Genomic DNA, 19,046 nt, shown 5'->3' with positions numbered 1-19,046 from the left:
GTGGGGCTTTTTTCGGGCCTATTCTGCCAGGTTGAATTTCACCTGCACGCCGCCCGCCGTGGTAGAGCGATAGAACGAATTGGACACCAGCGGATCGTTGAAGGTACGGTCGAAATAGAATTGCAGGCTGAGGCGGTTGCTCACGACGTAGTTGACCGTGGGCCGCAGCTGGAAGTTGATATTCCCCGCAATAGGAATGTTCTGTCCGTCGAATTTGCGCTGTATCGCACGCGTATCGCGGAACGTAAGTCCTATCTGCACCGTCAGATCATTCTTCAATTTCTTTTTGACTCCATTAATCTTGAACGGAATCGGAACGTTATTTTTGGTAAAACCAATGTTGATGGTTAAATCCTGATTGAAATATTCGGCTACCTGTGAATTCGAGAGGTTTAAAGCGATAGTTCGTTCGCGGTTGTAATCAATTCGACCGGTCACACGGCTTTGAGTACGAAAGTTGACCCCAATGAGTGGCGAGAATTTCTCGGCCATCGTTATAGTACTCATCACGAAAACGGGTACATACTGACCCAGATAATTGGTTCGCGACGAGAGGGGGTACCCAGACACCGCCAGATTCACAAATAAAGCCGAGTAATCCAAAGACGATGTAAAATTACCTACACTATAATCAGAAGTATAGTGGTGTGAAAGTGTAAAAGAACTGAATATTTTTTTGAAAGGCTTCAATTTACTCAATCCATTATATTCAATTTGCCAGTTGGGCATCGGGAAGCCTAGGAAGGGCGAAATGCGCACCGTTTCGGGATCTTTGCCCGTGTACGCCGCGAAGAAGGCCGGAATCAGTACATCCTGCGAGTTTTCATTGTACTCGCCACCACTCCCATTCTCGCGGTTGAGTCGCTGCCGGATTACATCACGGTATGCCCGGAACCGATCGAACACTGGCGACTCATTGTCGCGCTGTGCTTTGGCAAACGCTGTGCGAAACGACAGGAACGACATGCTAAATTGCCCGTTCCGCACCGGACTTTGGCTCACGTACCCCCCACCAATGTCGTCGGGACGGTAGAATTCCTGGTAGGCATCCTGCCGCGTGAGTCGTCCATCAATCTGCATCCGGAAATCCTGAAAGGGTTCCAGCCTTGTACTGTAAGTAAATTTTTTCTGTACCGTCTGCTGGAAAGGCTGATTCTGCACCGTACTCGGCGTAACCCACCCGTTATTAGCAGCCGCGATGTGAATGTACCGATTCTGACTGCCCAGTACAAAGGGTAGACCGGGCGTGTTGATGTCCGACAACCCAAAATACCGGGGCGTAGGCAGGTACCCCGGTAGGGCGGTCGTTTCCAAAATATTGTAGCTGACATTGATCCCCCGCACGGTCATCAGCACCCGAGCCACGTCTTTCATTATCCGGCTTGGCGGCGGCGGCAAATCCTCGATATCCCCCGGACTGCGGGCAAAGTTTTTCTTTTCCTGCGAGGGTGAGTTGGCGAAGCGCAGGTACCTGATTTTGTTATACAAGGCCACAAAATCCACCCGTCCGGTTACGCCCCGTTCGCGGCTATTGCGGATAATGTTGCCAAAAGGTACCCCCAGCGAATCCACGATGCCCAGGGCGTTGGCCTGAAAATTATAGCCGATGGTGTGGTTATAATCGGCCGTCATCCAGTCGGTGAGGGGTAGCTTGTCCAGCGGAAGGCGGTAGGTGAGCCGGATGCGCTGGTCGAAGTTCTTGATCCGACCCAGTTTCTTGAAATTCTCCCACAGCGAATCCGACTTGACTTCCGTATTGATGTCCCCGCGCGGTTCGTCCACGATGGCATTGGCCACGGTATTGTAGCTCAGCACCACATTGCGCGTCAGGTTCCAGGTAAGGTCGTAGTAACGGTTGAACCAGAAATACTTCTCGTAGAAAGGCTCCATGCCCGTTGTGGTCAGGTCGGAATTGCGGAGTTGGGTCTTGGTAAAGCTGCGATCCACATCCGTGCGTAACGCCACGCTGGTGGGCAGCAGAGTCAGGTTGAAATCCTTGATAAAATTCAGGTACCGGCTGTCCGTCTGCCACTTACGGAAGGGCTCGAACGCCTTCGGCTGGGCCGTAAAGGTGTAGGCGATGCCGGCCTTGTACATCCGCTGGGCGTATTCCTGTGTCAGAATATTGGTACGTTTCAGGTCGCTGAATGCGTAGGTAAACGCCAGGTTCTCGAAGTCGTAAAAATGACTTTTCGCGCCTTCCCTGGTTTTTACCTTCCGCACATTGGAGAGGTTGATCCCACGCCGCACGGTGTTGTCTTCTACCAAACGGCGGTACCTTTCGCGCTCCTCGGCGTTTTCCAGATTGTCCAGCGAAGTACTCAAAGGCGTGTCGGGATCGAGCGGATTGAAGTGCGGACTGATGCGGCGATTGTCGTAGTTGACGTACAGCGGAATACTGAACCCCCACTCCTGGGGCAACAATTTATCCACCTGAATATTGGATGAGATGCCAAATTCTGTGGTTGTAGCGCGGGAACGCTCGCCGATACGCTGCTGTACGCCCCCAAAACCGAATGTTTCGATCCGCCCCGAGGCGGTCACAGTGGCGAAGTCGGCCAGTTTGGCGTTGAGCTGACCGATGGCCGCTTCTCCGGCGGTCTGGTCAAAGCCTTCCACGTGCATTTCGTCCACCCACATGCAGAAGCTTTTGGTTTGCTCGTCGGCCGATTTGGGATTACGTACCCCGATCATCAAGACGCGTACCGCGCTGAGGTCAGGATTTCCGACTACCGTTATCTTGTACTGACGGCCCGAAACCTGATCGATAATCGTGGTCACGTAGGGTAAACTGATGGCTTTGTTCTCGGCCCGGTTGCGCTGAGCCTTGGCTTGGATCAATTCGTCGAGCGAAATATTGAGTTCGTTTTCCATCGGCCACACTTCTTCGGGCAGGCTGACGTTCTCGGGGGTAGCTTTCAGGTCAGCGATTTCGATTTCGTAGTAATGCTGCGTCAAATCCGTCCCCAGCCGCAGGAAACCCGCCACTTTGGTGCTTTCGTTGTCGTCGTTGTGCATGTGGATGTACATCCGCAGCCGCTTCCGAAATTGCAGGTCGAGGTTGACATTCTTGAACACCGCCCGTGAATCCCCGTCGCGCAGTTCGGACACGCACAGGCTCATAGACTGCTCGTTCAACTGGAAATTACCGGCGGGTTGGGTAAAATCCTGATCGCGTTTCCAGCCCGGCGGCACGGCGTATACGTATTTGTTGGTAGAATTGTTGGCCTGACTGTTTTCCTCAATACTCACCGTACCCACCGTAAACTTGGCGTCGTAGGGCTCGGGCACCTCCTGCAGGCCCGGCGCATCCAGATCCGACAGGTACTTGCGATACTGCTGCCCAACCATCTGGAGCTGAGCAAAGCGCAGTACCACAGGTTGCTGGAAATCCGTTAGGTACATCCTGATAAAACGGATGGATTTGAAGCCGTTGATCTGCCCTACTTTCCGGTTAAATTCCTTGACCGGCATCCGGAAAAGGTACCAATTGGCACCGTTGGCCACGGTCTTGTCCACAATGTAACCCTGCCCGATTGCGAGCCGATTGGGTTGTAGGTCAATCTCGTATTCGTAGTAAGCTTCGTTGTCGTTTATGGTATTGTCCACGTTCAAATCTTCCGAGTCGGGAATATTCGTAGCGGCTGGGGTAACGGCGGTACTGCTGTTGTTGGTACTTTCGGGCGAGTTGCCTTCCATGCCCAGGTACTCCTTATAGCGTTCCACAATTTTCTTATTCTCCGCATCCAATTCTGCGCCCAGGTAGTACTGAAAGTCGTCGCCAGAAGGATCAGCCAGAATCCGGTCCCGGGCTTCGGGCGAAAGTGCGGCGGGCAGGCGATCCAGGAAGCGTTCCTTGAAATAGCGCCGCTCATCGATATTGTTCAGCCCGTCCAGGCCAATGTCCTGCTTTTCGCGGGCACCCGGCTCGTTGCTAAAAGCATTGATCAGGTACTGCTGCTTGGTCACGCGGCCCCAAGCGGTGCTATCCACATTAATTCCGGGCTGCGGATCGTTGACGGGTAGGCCATTTTCAAAATTAAAACGGCCATCCTTAATCACATCCTCTGAGATATCCCCCAGGTTGAACACCAGTTTGCCACCCGTAGTATTGTTTTCGTTCAACCTCCCATCAAGTACCCTCCCGTTGGGTCCGTCAATGAAAGGGTCCATGAGCCAGAACTCAATGTTCTCAATGTTGGCATTGTCAAAATCAATGTCCGAAGTAACGGCCCGGCTGATGGCCCCAAAATTCCGGCGCGGATCTTTCAGCAGCCCGTTATTGTCCAGGTCAGGGTTGTAGTTGTACATCCCGCGCTCCTGGGGGAAATAGGCGATGTCCAGAATATTCTGGGGAAGGTTGAGCGGTGGTACCGAACGGCCGGGAAACAAATCGCGCGGATTGAACAGGCGCTCGTAGTAGTTGTTCAGGTCCTCATCCGTAATAGTGGGCGGCCGCAAGCCCGCACCAAAACCCGTAAAAGCAAAAATATTGTCCACCGTATAGGCCGAAATCTTGGCTCGCCGGTAACCAAATTCGAGCGGATTGTCGGGGGTACCCTGGGGGTACTGCTGCGGCGTGCTACCCAGACGCCAGCGGGTGGGTTGACGGGTCAGGTCATAAATCGTGCGGGCCGCCTCGAAGTCGTCCACCAGCGAACGGTTGTTTACGCGCGGGGCTACTCCCGGAAACAGCTTAGCCACCTCGCCTTTGAACTGAATGCTGGAAGGTTCCTTGGTTTGGAGCAAGGGTAGCTTATCCAGAAACTTGGTCAGGAAGGGGGCATCCTTCCGGATATTGGCATCAAATCCCAGAATGGTATTGTTGGTGGGCTCATTGCCAATCGCCACGCGGGTCAGGAACCCAGCGGGGGTTTCGCGGTGGCGCATGGCGGTCATGCCGATGCTGATGTCGTTGTTCACAATATAATCCAGCCGCGTTCCGAAGAGTGACCGGATCTGGTTACTGAACATATCGGGACGCTCGAACTCAATGACAATTTCGCGGCCCGAGTTTAACACACTCGGATTCACCAGCCGTACCCGGCCAATCTGCGCTTCCACAATGAAATCGGTACCGGGCGACAGCGACACGCCTCCGGAGGTGACCGTCACCGACTCCTCCGACACGCCATAGGGTAGCTGCACGTCCGTACCGCCCGCCGACTGATAGGCTCCTTTCAAATAATACTTGTTGCGCTCGTTGATCTGCTGCGCGTCGATTTGGGTGGTACGGTACAGTTCATTGAAGACATACTTGTTGCGCAAAATATCCTCATCAGGATCGAAGTACTTCGCCAGATTCGATCCGAAGGGCTCCAGCACGGGAAAGAAAATGCGGCCCGTGCGGGAATCGATCGTGACGCCTTCGACAAAGTCAAAATTACCATCCGGCTGCAGGTCGTTCACCGGATTCAGGCGATCCAGCCCCACCACGCGCAGCAAGGGCTTGTTCTGCAAATTCCGGCCTTCCTGCAGGTTAGGATTATCGATTCCTGTCAGGTCATCCTTATAAATGATCCGAAGCTGAAATCCTTCCCGGTCGATCTGATTGGTTCCCAGAGAATATACGTTCTTCATCATCAGGTTCCACATCGGTAACTGCGTATTGTTCCGGATCGTGGAGGATTTCAGCAATTTCAACGCAATCACCTCATCATCACGGCGATTCTGGTAATCTTCCGTCAGTTCACCGACCTTATAAGACCGGCCGTTCAAGGTGTACTCATAAGCCACGGCCAGCACTTCATCGTTGCGCAGGGGTACCGTCAGCGACAGGTACCCTAGCTGGGGATTGAATTTGTACTCGCGCTCATTCATCAATCGCTTGGCACCGCGTAGTACCTCAAAGTCCACGCTTTTTTCCAAACCCAGATTACTGGTCAATTCGAACGTAGTACGATCGATTTGCCGGAAAGCTTCGTTTTCGCGCAATGTTTTATAAAGTCCGTTGGTTTCATTGTCAGCCGGAAGACGAGCGTTGATCGGCTGCAGGACAGGGTTGGCAGCCTTGTAGGGATTTGGCTCGCCGAGGTCGGCAAAAGCAGCCAGATTGCGCAACGACTCAGTGGTAGTGGTACGGTTGGTCACGTATACCTCCAAACGCGTGATCGTCACTCCCGATGTAATGACGGGCAAGGTTTTGAGCGAACTCTCGTAGATGTTTCTGAAATACTGTGATAGAAAAAAATGGCGGTTTTCGTCGTAGTTATCAACCCGGATCTCGAAATCTTTCGTTTGGGCACCACCCCGAAGCACAATCCGCTCCTTGCGGGAGCGTTGCTGTGAACCTACGAAAGTAGCATTAAGACGGCCGAACTGAAATTCGGCCTTGGCTCCGAACAAATTCTGGACACCCGGAATCAGCTGGCTGTTCAGGGGCCAACTGATGTTTCCAGCTTCGATTTTGCGCACCAGGCTTTCTTCGGGTGCTTTGTAGTTCAGCTTGAGGGCATTCTCAAAGTTGAAACTAGCCTTCGTGTCGAAGTTAGTCAGGAAGCCCAGCTTATCGCCTATTTTGGCGTTGAAATTGATGTTGATTTGCTCGTTGAAGATAAAGTTGGTGTTGCGCCGCTGCCGTACTGGTACCGCCGGATTATCAATAAACTGGTGCAAAACCCCAAAATCGAGCGCCACAAAGCCATTGGGCTTGAAATCCATAAAATTCTGTCCCAACAGTTTGTCCAGAGCGGGGGGCAAATCCAGCTTGGGCAACAACCCGCGCCCCCCCATGGCACTCTTGCCATCCAAACGCGCCGAATATTCACGCATGAGGGTTTCCAGGGCCCGCTTGCGCTGCATTTCGTTGTAAGTAGCCAGATCCATACTCTCTGTAGGACGGAAATCAAGGGTACCCTTGGGTGTAAGGACATCCTCGGCCACAATCACCCGGCCCGTACTGTCCAGGCGCATGGTGGTGGAAATATTGGCCGGATCTTTTAAGTAAAAGGAAGAGCGGGGCCGGGGCTCGGAAAAGCGGTTCCGGTAGTAGTCCTGCCAGCGCACGATGGGCTTTTTACCCGACTTTTTCAGATTATCACCCGTTGTATCGGCAACCGTCGTATCCAGCTGATAGGCCACAAACGGATCTCTTCCCGCCGAAACGGGAAGCTTAAGATCAACCGATGCACTGGCCAGCAGGTAGGCCCCGGCAGTGATGGTAACAGTCCGAACGAGTAGTTGGTAAATGGTTCCTGACAAAGCCTATTGCACTTGGTTAAAGAGGGTATGGTTCGTGGACTTGGGCAATCGTACTATCCACAAAACGGCCAAGACCTTACCAATATTCTACGGGTAAGGCAAAATTAAATCGATTCCTAACGAAGCGCCAATTTGATTAATTCTTCTACGGTAAGCTGATCGCCTTCACGCTTCAGAATGGTATCCAGGCTTTTTTCGGCCGAGGGTTTGGGAATACCCAGCGTGACCAGAGCGGCCAGTGCCTCGCTCCGTACCTGACCACCTGATATCCCCGCCAGAAAGGGAGCGGGTGACGTGAGTGAGTCTTTGCGCATTTTGTCCTTGAGTTCCAGAATAACGCGCTGGGCGGTTTTGGAGCCAATGCCCTTAATGGATTGTACCACCCGTAAATCTTCGTTCATAATGGCGTGGCGAATCTCGGACGACGACAGAGACGACAACATGACCAGGGCCGTGGCCGGACCCACCCCCGACACGCCCACCAGATCCAGAAAGAGTTTCTTTTCGTCGGGCTCCGCAAACCCGAACAGGATGTGAGCGTCGTCGCGGATGTTTAGAAACGTAAACACTTTACTCTTATCGCCCAGCTCCGGCAGGGCCGAGTAGGTCTGTAGGGATATGCGTACTTCGTAGCCCACCCCCTGCACGTCAATAATGGCATAAGCCGGGTCCTTGTAGGCGAGTTTTCCTTCCAGGTACGCAATCATTTCTTTTAGGCTTTTTTTGCAAGATAGTCACAAAAACACCACCCGCAAGGCCTTGCGGGTGGTGAATGGATGAGTTTGGTATTGATTATCCGGTGATCAAAAGTTTCATACCGGCGCGAATACTGTTGCTCTTCATGTTATTGGCATGCTTGATTTTATCAATAGTCAGACCGTATCGCTGCGAGATTGTCCACAGCGTATCGCCCCGCTGCACCGTATGGTACCGCGGCTTGATCTGTGGCGAGGTTTTCTTAGCCGAAGCCGCAACGGCTTGGCTATCCTTGGATAAGCCCGCCTTCGAAGGATTCGAAACCAGCAGTTTCTGTCCGGGCTGCAGGGTACCTCTGCCCAGTTCATTCCATTCTTTCAGTTCGTTGACCGTAACCCGGTAGCGATGGCCAATGGCCGTTAGGTTATCACCCCTCCGCACCACGTAGGTTATCGCTTTGGGAGCTACCGGGGCTTTGGCTGCTTTGGTGGTTTTCAGCTCAGGCTCTTCGTTCGCTGCTTCTTCGGCCTGTGCTACCATTTCTTCCGTAGAATCGGCGGTAGAGTCTACGGTTTCGGGTGCCGTATTCTTGGCCAGGATCACCTTCGCTTCGGTTTCCGGCTTGGCTACGGGCCGGGGTGCAACCCGTACCTTACGAATAATGGTCAGGCGTTGCCCGCGCAGCAGTTTGGTGCTCCGCATGCGGTTCCAGCGCTTCACCTCACTCATGCTTACCCCGTACCGGTTGGCCACGGACGAAAGAGTCTCGCCCCTGCGTACGGTATGGCTCAGGCGTTTGGAAACGTACTGGGCTTCTCCGTTATCATCCAGCGATGCCAACATGACATCCGAGCTCGTGCGCCTCGAGGCGGAATCCAGGATTGCCAGGCGGTTAGGCTTTATAACGGCAAATTTCTCGGAAGGTACCTTCAGGATAAAATTACGGGTGTAGTCCGGAAGTACCGTGTTGATAATCTGCGGATTCAACTTTTGGATCTCCTCCATGGTCACACCACTCAGGGAAGCGAATGTCGCCAGATTCAGATAACCGTTGACCTGAATAGTGTCCGCTACGGTGGGAAACTGGGTGTTCTGGGGTACGATGCCATGATCTTCACCGTAGTGCATCATGTAAAGAATGGCCACAAATTGGGGTACATAGCCACGCGTCTGCTTGGGCAGGGCATCGTACACCGACCAGAAAGTGTTTCCCCCGCTACGGCGCATGGCGCGCTTCACGTTGCCGGGACCGGCGTTATATGATGCAAGGGCCATTTCCCAATCCCCAAAAATAGTATACAACTGCCGAAGGTAGCGGCAGGCCGCTTCGGTGGATTTCTCAGGATCGAAACGCTCATCGATGTAAGAATCCTGCTTAAGTCCGAACTCCCGACCCGTAGCCCGCATGAATTGCCAGAGGCCGCCCGCACCCGCATAGGAAATGATCCGGGGATTAAGTCCCGACTCGATCATAGAAAGGTACTTGAGTTCGTCTGGCATGTTATACTTGGCCAGCGCTTTCTCGTAGATCGGAAAGTAAAGGTTTTTCTCCTCCATCATCCGGCGCGTAAAGTCCGGCTTGGTATAAATGAAGTACTCGACAAACTGATGGGAAACCTTGTGGTACACCAAGGGGATTTTCTTCTGCAGGCGGGCGAATCGTTCTTCAATCAGGTCGCCCGGAACCAAGTTGCCGGGGGTTACGATTTCGGGGAGTAAGTCCGTAGCCAGTCCGATGGTATCTGTTTCAAAATCCACCTCCTGCGTCTGCTGCTCCTGTTCTTCCTGCAAAGCGGCGGGGGCGGCCCAGGTGTTGGTGTTTAACATTCCGAGGGCAACTAGGGCCAGGCTGGCAACTCGCTTTACAATCTTCATCAGTGTCAGTAAAGTTTTGGTTAGACTTCTGTTTTGGGATTATATGCTTAGGTAAAGCACGTACTTATAATTAACTACTTCTCTTCCACCGGGAGATGCTTCTCAAACAGGCGATTCTCCTTCTCAGGGTTGCTAATGATTGTGGAAAGATGAGCCGAAAAAGCCAACAGATTTTCTTCGCTGAAGGCCCGACTCATGATCTGCAGGCCAATGGGCAATCCGTCCTCATCCAGGCCATTAGGAATTGAAATGGCGGGAACCCCCGCCACATTGGCCTGTACCGTAAATATGTCCGCTAAGTACATTTGCAAAGAATCTTCCATTTTCTCACCCAACCGGAAGGAGGTAGTGGGTGTCACAGAGGAAATCAGGAAATCATACTGGCTCAGCAGGCGCTCGGTTTCCTGGCGTATCAGTTTTCTAACGCGCTGCGCGCGGGTATAGTATGCATCATAGTAATTTGCACTTAATACAAAAGTACCAAGCAGAATGCGGCGCCGTACCTCGGCCCCAAAGCCTTCGGTGCGGGATTGTTTGTACAGGCTTTCCAGATCCACAACCTGTTCGCTGCGGTAGCCGTACCGCACGCCATCGAAGCGCGACAGGTTGGAGCTTGCCTCGGCGGTAGTCAGAATATAGTAGGTAGGCAGGCAGTATTTGAGTAGGGTCATGTCCACGGGCTCAACGCTGTGCCCCTGCTCCCGCAGCTCATCCAGTACCGCCTGAGTCCGCTGCCGGATCGCTGGAGCCACCGCTTCACTTTCCACCGACTCGCGCAGGTACCCTATGCGGGCTTGGCCTTCCCAGGCAAGCTTCTGGGAATAGCGGGGTACCTCACGCCCCGAAACCGTACTGTCGAATTCGTCGGGACCAGCCATCACTTCGAGCAAAAGCGCGGCATCTTCCACGCTTTTTGTAATCGGGCCAATGCAGTCAAAGGAGGAAGCGTAAGCAAGCAACCCCCAGCGCGATATCCGCCCGTAGGAGGGTTTCAGGCCCACGACCCCACAAAAGGCGGCGGGTTGCCGCACCGAGCCGCCCGTGTCGCTGCCCAGGGAGGCATGACACATGCCCGCCTGCACCGCAACGGCCGATCCACCCGACGAGCCGCCCGGCACCCGCTCCGGATCGGCGGTATTGCGCACCGGGCCAAAGTAGGAGCTCTCGTTGGAAGAACCCATTGCAAACTCGTCGCAGTTCTGACGGCCTATGATGATGGCGTCTTCGTCCAGGAGGCGCTGTACCGCGGTAGCCGTAAAAGGCGACCGGTACCCATTCAGGATCTTGCTGCCTGCCTGCACTCCGTGTCCGGACAGGCACAGCACATCCTTGATGCCCAGTACAAGGCCAGCCAGTCGGCCCGCTTCGTGGCGCGCCAGCCGGGCGTCTACTTCCAGAGCCCGCTGCCGGGCTTCTTCGGCGTAGACTTCCACAAAAGCGTTGAGGTGTTGATAGGTTTCGATGCGGGCAAGGTACTGCCCGACCAATTTCACACAGGTAGTGTTTCCTGCCCGCAGATCGTGCTGGAGGTCAGCAAGCGTCAGGTACTCTTTCAAGGGAAGCAATTTTTGGGGCAATAGCGGGCTTTTGATGCTCGGCAAACAGGAGGGCTATTGACCGGTAATTTTACAATGAAAAAAAATCAGAGCCGCTCTGGAATAGGCTTTTGATGGTCTAACCCAAATCGGCTCCTCAAGAAAAAGGGTCCTTGTACTGATTCGCTTATTTCATCGAATCTTCCATGCCCTTCTCAATATTCTCTTTCACATCTTTGGTCGCATTTTTGAACTCATTGATGCCCTGGCCCAGGCCACGCATCAGCTCAGGAATTTTCTTGGCGCCAAAGAAAAGTAATACAAACAGGGCCACTAGAAAAATTTCCTGTCCTCCCAGTCCCATAATTGCCAAAATTGATCCGAATTCCATATCGATTGATTGTTTTATTATGAATACAAATTTAATTAATACTTTTTGCTAAACCAAACTCCTGCCCTAGCCGATGTTGATGGTTTTGGTCTTCTTTTCCCACTGGCTGAAATCGCTCAGGTCGTCGCTTAGGGTTTTGAATAGCCACAGGATCAAGGCCAGATCATCGGTCATGCCGACAATAGGCAGAAAATCGGGAATGAAGTCGAGAGGCGATACAAAATAAATAAGTACCCCCACGACGGATACCAAGCTTTTCCAGGGTAGCTTGCGGTATTCGCCGGACGCATACGCCCGGATCAACCGCACCAGAAGCTGAACCTGCAGCTGCGCTTCGGCCATGCCCTCTTTGACTCCACCCTGCTGTACCTTGGTCAGCACCTGCTTGGCCAGATTATAGAGCTTCGAACTATTAGACGCGTACCGCCCGGCCCTACCCGTAGCCTTTTTAAAAAAAACAGAGCGCAAAATCTGCGAAATGAGGGAACTGTCTGCCATTGTAATATTTAAAGTTGTGGTTATCGGCTATATAACCCTAATGCCCGGCGAAAAATTGCACTTTCTTTTCACAATGTCAATTTCTATTTTCCCGAACATTCCCGTCTCCCACACACCCTATACCTACGTCCGCTAAGTAAGTACAGATGTTTCGGGCGGAGAATAGCGGGGCGAAATCGGGCTACATATCCAGAAAAAGTATAGGGTTTCAGGTGCGGGCGGCCCTGCTGTCGTCCTGAAGGGTAGCAAACAGTATTTCCGATCGGCCCATGAAAAAAAGACTTCTGATTCTGCTGGCCTTGCCCTTCCTGGGCGCAGGCTGCAAGCACAACACGCTTCTGAAAACGACTTCGGCCGAACGGGAGCTGATTTTCCAGTCAGGATTCGAGGGAAGTACCCGAGTCGTACCCCGCAACGCGGATGACGATATTGTAGGCGCCGACCCGTCACTTAACGACCACAACGACTGGGTGACTGACCTGGACAACCATCCGGCCATCGGCAATTTCAACATCCAGTACCAGGGCGGCGATACGACCCAGCGCCGCGCCCGGATTATTCCCGAACCCGGCAATCCTGGCAACAAAGTCCTCCATTTCTGGCTCGACGGTCCGAACGTGGGCAATTCAAAAGGACGCATTCAGGGAAATCTGTATGGCAACAAGGGCATGAAGGGTTTCACGCAATCCGTGCGTATGTTTCTGCCCGATGATTTCAATACGGTGCGTACCTACCCCAAGGCCATCCATTGGCTCACCATCGCGGAGTTCTGGAATAATGTCACATGGAGCCAGCAGGTACCTTATGGGTTCAGGATCACGCTGGGCATCGGCAAGCCGACGGAGCAGGAGAGCGACCTTCACTTCATTCTGGATGCCCAGGATTGTGAACTATTCAAGGACGACAGCCAGAAGTACACCACGATCTGGGCCGAAACCAACGAGTCGGTGAAGGTACCCATCGGCCAGTGGTTCACGATGCAGTATTACTACAAAGAGGGCGACAACGCTACGGGACGGTTCTATATGACCATCACCCCCGAGGGAGGGCGAGAACAGGTGGTTTTTGACGTACACAAAATCACACACAATACCCAGGACCCCGCCCCCGACGGCGTCACCGACTTCAACCCCATTAAGCTGTATACCTCCAAGGACCTGATCGGTTTCATGAAGAGCAAAGGCAAGACTTTGCAGATCTATTGGGACGACCTGAAACTGTGGCAGGACAAGTGACCAAGGTACCCTACCCGCGTACTTATTCACTAAAAATAGCCCGTGAAGTAGGGTTTAAACAAATATGTGTCCTACTTTTGGGCGGAAAATTCTTACTAAACGCTTTTTACCAAAATACATTATGAAAATCACCGTCGTAGGCGCCGGAGCCGTAGGAGCTACCACCGCCGACAACATCATTCGTCGCGAACTGGCCGAAGAACTGGTGCTGCTGGATATCAAAGAAGGAGTCGCTGAGGGCAAGTCGCTGGACATGTACCAAACCGCCGCGCTGCTGAATTTCAACACCAAGCCCGTTGGCTCCACCAACGATTACGAAAAAACCAAGGGTTCTGATGTAGTAGTCATTACTTCGGGCCTGCCGCGCAAGCCCGGCATGACCCGCGAGGAACTGATCGGCATCAACGCCGGCATCGTAAAGTCCGTCACCGACAACATTCTGAAATATTCGCCCAAGGCCATCATCGTGGTCGTGTCCAATCCCATGGACACCATGACCTACCTGGCGCTGCGCGAGTCGGGCATTCCCAAGAAACGCATCATCGGCATGGGCGGTGCGTTGGACAGCGCCCGCTTCAAAACCTACCTGGCTCTGGAAATGAATGTGTCGCCCAACGACATCCACGGCATGGTGATCGGCGGCCACGGCGACACCACCATGATTCCATTGACGCGCCTGGCTACCTACAACGGTATTCCGGTAAGCCGGTTTATAGCGGCCGACAAGCTGGACAAAGTAGCCGCCGACACGATGGTAGGGGGCGCAACGCTCACCAAACTGATTGGTACTTCGGCCTGGTATGCACCGGGTGCCGCTACGGCCATGATCGTGGAAAGCATCGTGCGTAACCAGAAGCGCATCGTACCTTGCAGCGTTATGTTGAACGGCGAGTACGGCCAGAAGGACATTTGCATGGGGGTACCCGTGGTGATCGGCAAAGGGGGTTGGGAGAAAATCATCAATCTGCGCCTGAGCGACGCCGAGAAGGCCTCCTTTGCCAAGTCGGCAGAAGCCGTGCGGAATATGAACGCAGCCCTGGACGCGTAGAGCGTTTATTTTTCATTTTGAACGGGTTTTGAAACGATGGCTTTCAAAACCCGTTTTTTGTCGGTTAGCTCTGTCACATTCCCGGTACTCCTCTCCCAACAATAGTACTTTGTTGCTATATTTACCAAAACTTTATCAGCAAAATCGATACAAAACCATTGGTCCTGCCCTCCTGAGAATGTCTACTAAAAATACTGAGAATAACCTGTTCTTTTTGCACGGCGGTGGAGAGATGGGCCAACTTACCCGCATGCTGGACTGGAGCAGGACTCCCGTCGGGGATATGCAGGGCTGGCCCCAAAGCCTAAAGACCACCCTCAGCATCCTGCTCAACTCCCGGTTTCCGATGTTTCTGTGGTGGGGACCCGAGTTGGTTTGTTTTTATAACGACGCCTACCGCCCCAGCCTTGGACAAGACGGCAAGCATCCCTCCATCCTGGGCATGCCGGCCCAGCAGGCCTGGCCGGAAATATGGGAAACCATAAAACCACTGATCGACCAGGTACTGGCCGGGGGTGAGGCCACGTGGAGTGAGAATCAGTTGATTCCAATTTTTCGGAATGGCAAACTAGAAGATGTGTACTGGACTTTCAGTTACAGTCCAGTGCAGGGCGAGTCAGGTAAAGTGGAGGGCGTGCTGGTCACATGCAGCGAAACCACCGATGCGGTGAATCACCTGAGCCAGTTAGAGGAAAGTAAGGACCAATTGAGTTTTGCCATTGAAGCTACCGAATTAGGTACCTTCGATTACGAACCGTCCACCGACCGGTTTAAGGCCAATGCCCGCCTGAAGGAATGGTTCGGTTTACCACCCCATGCTACCATTGAGCTTGGCGACGCACTGAACGCTGTCGCCGATCACGATCGGCAAAGAGTCACCGAAGCCATTCAGAGAGCCCTGGATTACTCCTCCGGCGGAAGTTATGATATCGAATATACGATTGTTCATCCAGAATCAAGAAAGGAGATTATTGTAAAAGCCCGGGGAAGAGCCTGGTTTGATGACACCAAAACGGCCTACCGCTTCAACGGTACCTTACAAGATGTGACCGAGCAGGCTTTGGCCCACAAAAGAATAGAGGAAAGTGAAAAGCGCTTCCGTACCCTGGCTGAGCAAGCGCCCCTGGGAATCACCATTTTCCGGGGAGCGGATTTTGTGGTGGAGATGGCCAATGAAAGGTACCTGCAGATTGTGGACCGAACGGAAAGTAGCTTTATCGGAAGACCCTTATTTGACTCGCTACCCGAGGTGCAGGAGGCCGTGGAGCCCTTTCTGACCCAGGTGCTGACTACCGGGGTACCCTATATGGGCACTGAGTTTCCGGTTTTCCTCAACCGCTACGACAAAAAAGAACTCACTTACTTCAACTTTGTCTACCACCCGCTGAAAGAAGACGACGGTACGATAACACGGGTGATCGTTATCGCCACCGAAGTGACCTCAATGGTGAATGCCCGGCATACGCTGGAAGAAAGCGAAAGGCAGTTCAGAAACCTGGTCATGCAGTCGCCGATGGCTATCACTATTTTTAGGGGTAGGGACTTCGTCATCGAACTGGCCAACTCCCGGATGATGAACGACTTATGGCGACTCAATGAAGACGAGGTATTGGGCAGGAAACTCCTGGATGTGTTCCCTGAGTTAAGGGGCCAGAAGTATCCCGAACTGCTGAACGAAGTGTTCGACTCCGGAAAAATACATACCGAAACCGAATCACTGGCCTATGTACAGGGAGGCGATAAGCTCCGAAAATTCTACCTCGACTTCGAGTATGCGCCCCTGTATGACGTGGACAACAAGGTATCCGGAATCATTGCGACCGTAAACGATGTAACAGAGCGCGTCGAGGCCCGGAGAAAACTGGAAGAAAGCGAAGCCAGCTTCCGGCTCCTGGCCGACTCCATGCCGCAGTTTGTCTGGTCAAGTGACCCGAAGGGAAACCTCAACTACTTCAACCAGTCGGTGTATCAGTTTTCGGGACTACAACCCGACCTGATCCGACAGAGAGGATGGATGCAGATCGTACACCCCGACGACAAAGAAGCCAATCTGCGCGCCTGGTTGTATTCTATCAAAACAGGGGAGGAATTTTGCATCGAACACCGTTTGCGGCGCAGCGATGGAAACTACCGCTGGCTGTTGAGCCGGGCCATACCGTTGAAAGATTCCGAAGGTACCATTCAGATGTGGGTGGGGACGAGCACCGACATCCACGACCAGAAAGCATTCACCAGTGAACTGGAAAAACTGGTACAGGAGAGGACGGAGGAACTCAAGCAGAAGAACACCGACCTGGAAAAAATAAATAAAGAGCTACAATCCTTCACCTACATATCCAGCCACGACCTGCAGGAACCGCTCCGGAAAATCCAGACCTTCGCCAGTCGCATCCTGGAAAAAGAGTACCCCAATCTATCCGAAACCGGAAAGGAGTACTTCAAACGAATGAGTGTGTCCGCCAGCCGGATGCAATTGCTCATCAACGACCTGCTGGCCTACTCACGTACGACTACCTCGGAGCGTAAATTTCAGGAAACCCCGCTCACGGAAATTCTGGAGGCGGTAAAAATGGACATGAAGGAAGAGATTCAACAAAAAAATGCCCTCATCGAGGCAGAATCCCTGGGTAGCCTTAAAATGATTCCTTTCCAGTTCCATCAGCTTTTCTATAACCTGATCAGCAATTCGCTCAAATTCTCCCGGCCCGGCGTCCGCCCCCACCTGACCATAACCAGCGGTTTGGCCAAAGGCCCCTGCACAAAAAACGAACTGGCTGCCGACACCTCTTACCACCATATCCGCTTCACTGACAATGGGATAGGCTTTGATCAGAAATACGGCGAACGGATATTTCAATTATTTCAGCGTCTCAATGGAAAAAACGAATACAGCGGCACTGGAATCGGACTAGCCATTGTCAAGAAAATCGTGGAAAACCACCACGGAAGCATTGTAGCGACGGGACAAATAAATGCGGGGGCTACCTTCGACATTTTCATTCCCCAGGCTTGAAATTGCCAGCAGTAAATCGTGCAGGATTCCGCCTATGGTACCTTCTCTTTTCTGCAAAATAGTACTGGGCTCCTAGATCGAAATCTGATACTGTAAAATCAGCGCCCCACGCCGACCGCTGGTCGTGAGCATGTTGGCCGTGCTAGAAGCTTTGTAGATCGGGCGGTTTTCATAGTTCAGGCTTAGCTTGGCCGTGTGGCTTTTAATCAGCCAGTTCAGGCCCAGATTGTACAGATTCATATCCCTTCCCAAGCGGTCGTACGCCGAATGTTGCAGCGAAGCGTAAGGCTGCAGGGTACCCTGGTCGCCCAGCAGCCCGTCGGCCAGCTTATAACCTACCTGTGCGTACACCACCGACCCCGTACCAAACATCGGGTAGGCATTGCCCTGCGTGCCGCCTACCCCCGGCAGAGGTTGCGTGGTACCCGTGGCGGGGTTCATCAGGCCGTTGTAGCGAAGGTACCCCTGCCCATAATCGGTTTGAAAATAGCCCAGGTAGGACGATACCGCCGTACCTTTTTCCTTGTTTACCGGCATGTCGAGGTAGGCCGCTACCGACCACAGATTCATAGCATTATACGTAGTATCAGTACCATTGTCCGCTCTACGCCAGGTGGCATTTTGCTGGGAAATGAAACCAGCTTCCAGGTTCAGTACCCTGCGTTTGCCCAGGTAGGTACCCGTCATGTAGCCAGGGGTCGTATTATCTTCTGCATCGAAAATGTTGTAAATGAATAAGCCCTGGAATTGTTTCTTGTGCTTTTTTTGGGCAAAAACCGAATTCACATTCAAAGCGGGCGGAGCGCTGCCGTTTGTTTCGATGGGAAAAGGATCGGAAATATCGACGCGGTAGTTGAACTTCCCCAGCTGCCCCCGGCTGTAGAAGCTCAGTTTGCGGCCAAACTCATCGGTCTGATCCACCGTAGCCTGAGCGAACACGGGTACGTCCATCGTCATGATGGTACCAATGCTGGGCTGCGAAAAGCGCGACAGACCGCCCACGATCGTCAAGCCCGCTCCGAAACGCACGAAGCTGGTACCCTGCCGATGCACCTCGTACTCACCGACGGCATCGTGGAAGAAAGCCGCGATTTTGCGGTTGCTGGGGGTACCGTTCGTATTGTAGCCGGGGAAAGCATTGTTCTTATTGAAATTATTCATCCCAAACTGGGTGTACAGAAACACGCGATCGGTGATCTGCCCGAATAGCTGAATGCGCGTCCGGCGCAGGCCGATGTCGAAAGTCTGAGCGGCGAGATCGCCCAGGGAGGTAGTGCCAGGATTGCTTTCGTTGTATCGCAACCAGCTTTGATTCAGAAAGGTAGCTTTGAAGTAATGGGTACCTGATTCGTTGAAATTGTAACGGATGTCGTTCCGCGTGTTGGGATCTTCTTTTTTCTTTTCCTGAGCTAATGCCGGAACGACAGTAAAAGCCAGGAATAGGCCGGCGTATTTTTTCATGGGGAGTTGTTGAGTTGTTTTAACCGCAAAGAAAAGACAAAAATTACGCAGAGAAACTACTCTCTGCGTAATTCCCGGCGCTCACTGCGGTTAA

Annotated in this window: 10 protein-coding genes; 3 read left to right on the top strand and 7 right to left on the bottom strand. The window is 52.8% G+C overall.

Translation table 11 applies throughout. The features are described from left to right. Positions 1-18: 18 nt before the first annotated feature. The 6 genes from sov to GBK04_RS20300 all read right to left on the bottom strand — a co-directional run bounded on the left by sov (position 19) and on the right by GBK04_RS20300 (position 12,195). Positions 19-7,200, bottom strand: a complete 7,182-nt coding sequence (gene sov / locus GBK04_RS20325; RefSeq protein ID WP_152762855.1) for a T9SS outer membrane translocon Sov/SprA — start codon at positions 7,198-7,200, stop codon at positions 19-21. A gap of 116 nt (positions 7,201-7,316) precedes the next feature. Continuing rightward, the gene (gene ruvA / locus GBK04_RS20320; protein WP_152762853.1) at positions 7,317-7,907 is read right to left on the bottom strand and encodes a Holliday junction branch migration protein RuvA; all 591 of its coding nucleotides are present in this window, start codon (positions 7,905-7,907) and stop codon (positions 7,317-7,319) included. Between the two features lie 85 nt (positions 7,908-7,992). After that, positions 7,993-9,771 (bottom strand): LysM peptidoglycan-binding domain-containing protein, encoded by a 1,779-nt coding sequence (locus tag GBK04_RS20315; RefSeq protein ID WP_152762851.1) that lies wholly within the window; start codon positions 9,769-9,771, stop codon positions 7,993-7,995. Between the two features lie 74 nt (positions 9,772-9,845). After that, entirely contained in the window at positions 9,846-11,327 is a 1,482-nt protein-coding gene (gatA, locus tag GBK04_RS20310; RefSeq protein WP_152762849.1) for an Asp-tRNA(Asn)/Glu-tRNA(Gln) amidotransferase subunit GatA, read from the bottom strand. Between the two features lie 166 nt (positions 11,328-11,493). After that, on the bottom strand, positions 11,494-11,697 hold the full coding sequence (locus GBK04_RS20305) for a Sec-independent protein translocase subunit TatA/TatB (protein ID WP_152762847.1): 204 nt from the start codon (positions 11,695-11,697) through the stop codon (positions 11,494-11,496). 66 nt (positions 11,698-11,763) lie between these two features. Next, on the bottom strand, positions 11,764-12,195 hold the full coding sequence (locus GBK04_RS20300) for a YkvA family protein (RefSeq protein ID WP_152762845.1): 432 nt from the start codon (positions 12,193-12,195) through the stop codon (positions 11,764-11,766). A gap of 269 nt (positions 12,196-12,464) precedes the next feature. On the opposite strand from GBK04_RS20300, the gene GBK04_RS20295 reads away from it, so the two are divergent. The 3 genes from GBK04_RS20295 to GBK04_RS20285 all read left to right on the top strand — a co-directional run bounded on the left by GBK04_RS20295 (position 12,465) and on the right by GBK04_RS20285 (position 17,491). Continuing rightward, positions 12,465-13,430, top strand: coding sequence for a hypothetical protein (locus GBK04_RS20295; protein ID WP_152762843.1), 966 nt, complete (start codon positions 12,465-12,467; stop codon positions 13,428-13,430). Positions 13,431-13,551: 121 nt separating this feature from the next. Then, positions 13,552-14,478, top strand: coding sequence for a malate dehydrogenase (gene mdh, locus GBK04_RS20290; protein ID WP_152762841.1), 927 nt, complete (start codon positions 13,552-13,554; stop codon positions 14,476-14,478). Between the two features lie 178 nt (positions 14,479-14,656). After that, positions 14,657-17,491, top strand: a complete 2,835-nt coding sequence (locus GBK04_RS20285; protein ID WP_152762839.1) for a PAS domain-containing sensor histidine kinase — start codon at positions 14,657-14,659, stop codon at positions 17,489-17,491. A 72-nt stretch (positions 17,492-17,563) separates the two neighbouring features. Here GBK04_RS20285 and GBK04_RS20280 read toward each other — a convergent pair whose 3' ends face one another. Further along, positions 17,564-18,952 carry a hypothetical protein gene (locus GBK04_RS20280; protein WP_152762837.1) on the bottom strand — a complete coding sequence of 463 codons (1,389 nt, stop codon included), beginning with the start codon at positions 18,950-18,952 and terminating at the stop codon, positions 17,564-17,566. Positions 18,953-19,046 lie beyond the last annotated feature (94 nt).

The organism is Salmonirosea aquatica (assembly GCF_009296315.1).
GTDB lineage: Bacteria > Bacteroidota > Bacteroidia > Cytophagales > Spirosomataceae > Salmonirosea > Salmonirosea aquatica.
The sequence above is the reverse complement of the archived record's forward strand: the minus strand, read 5'-3'. Positions and strand labels throughout refer to the sequence as shown.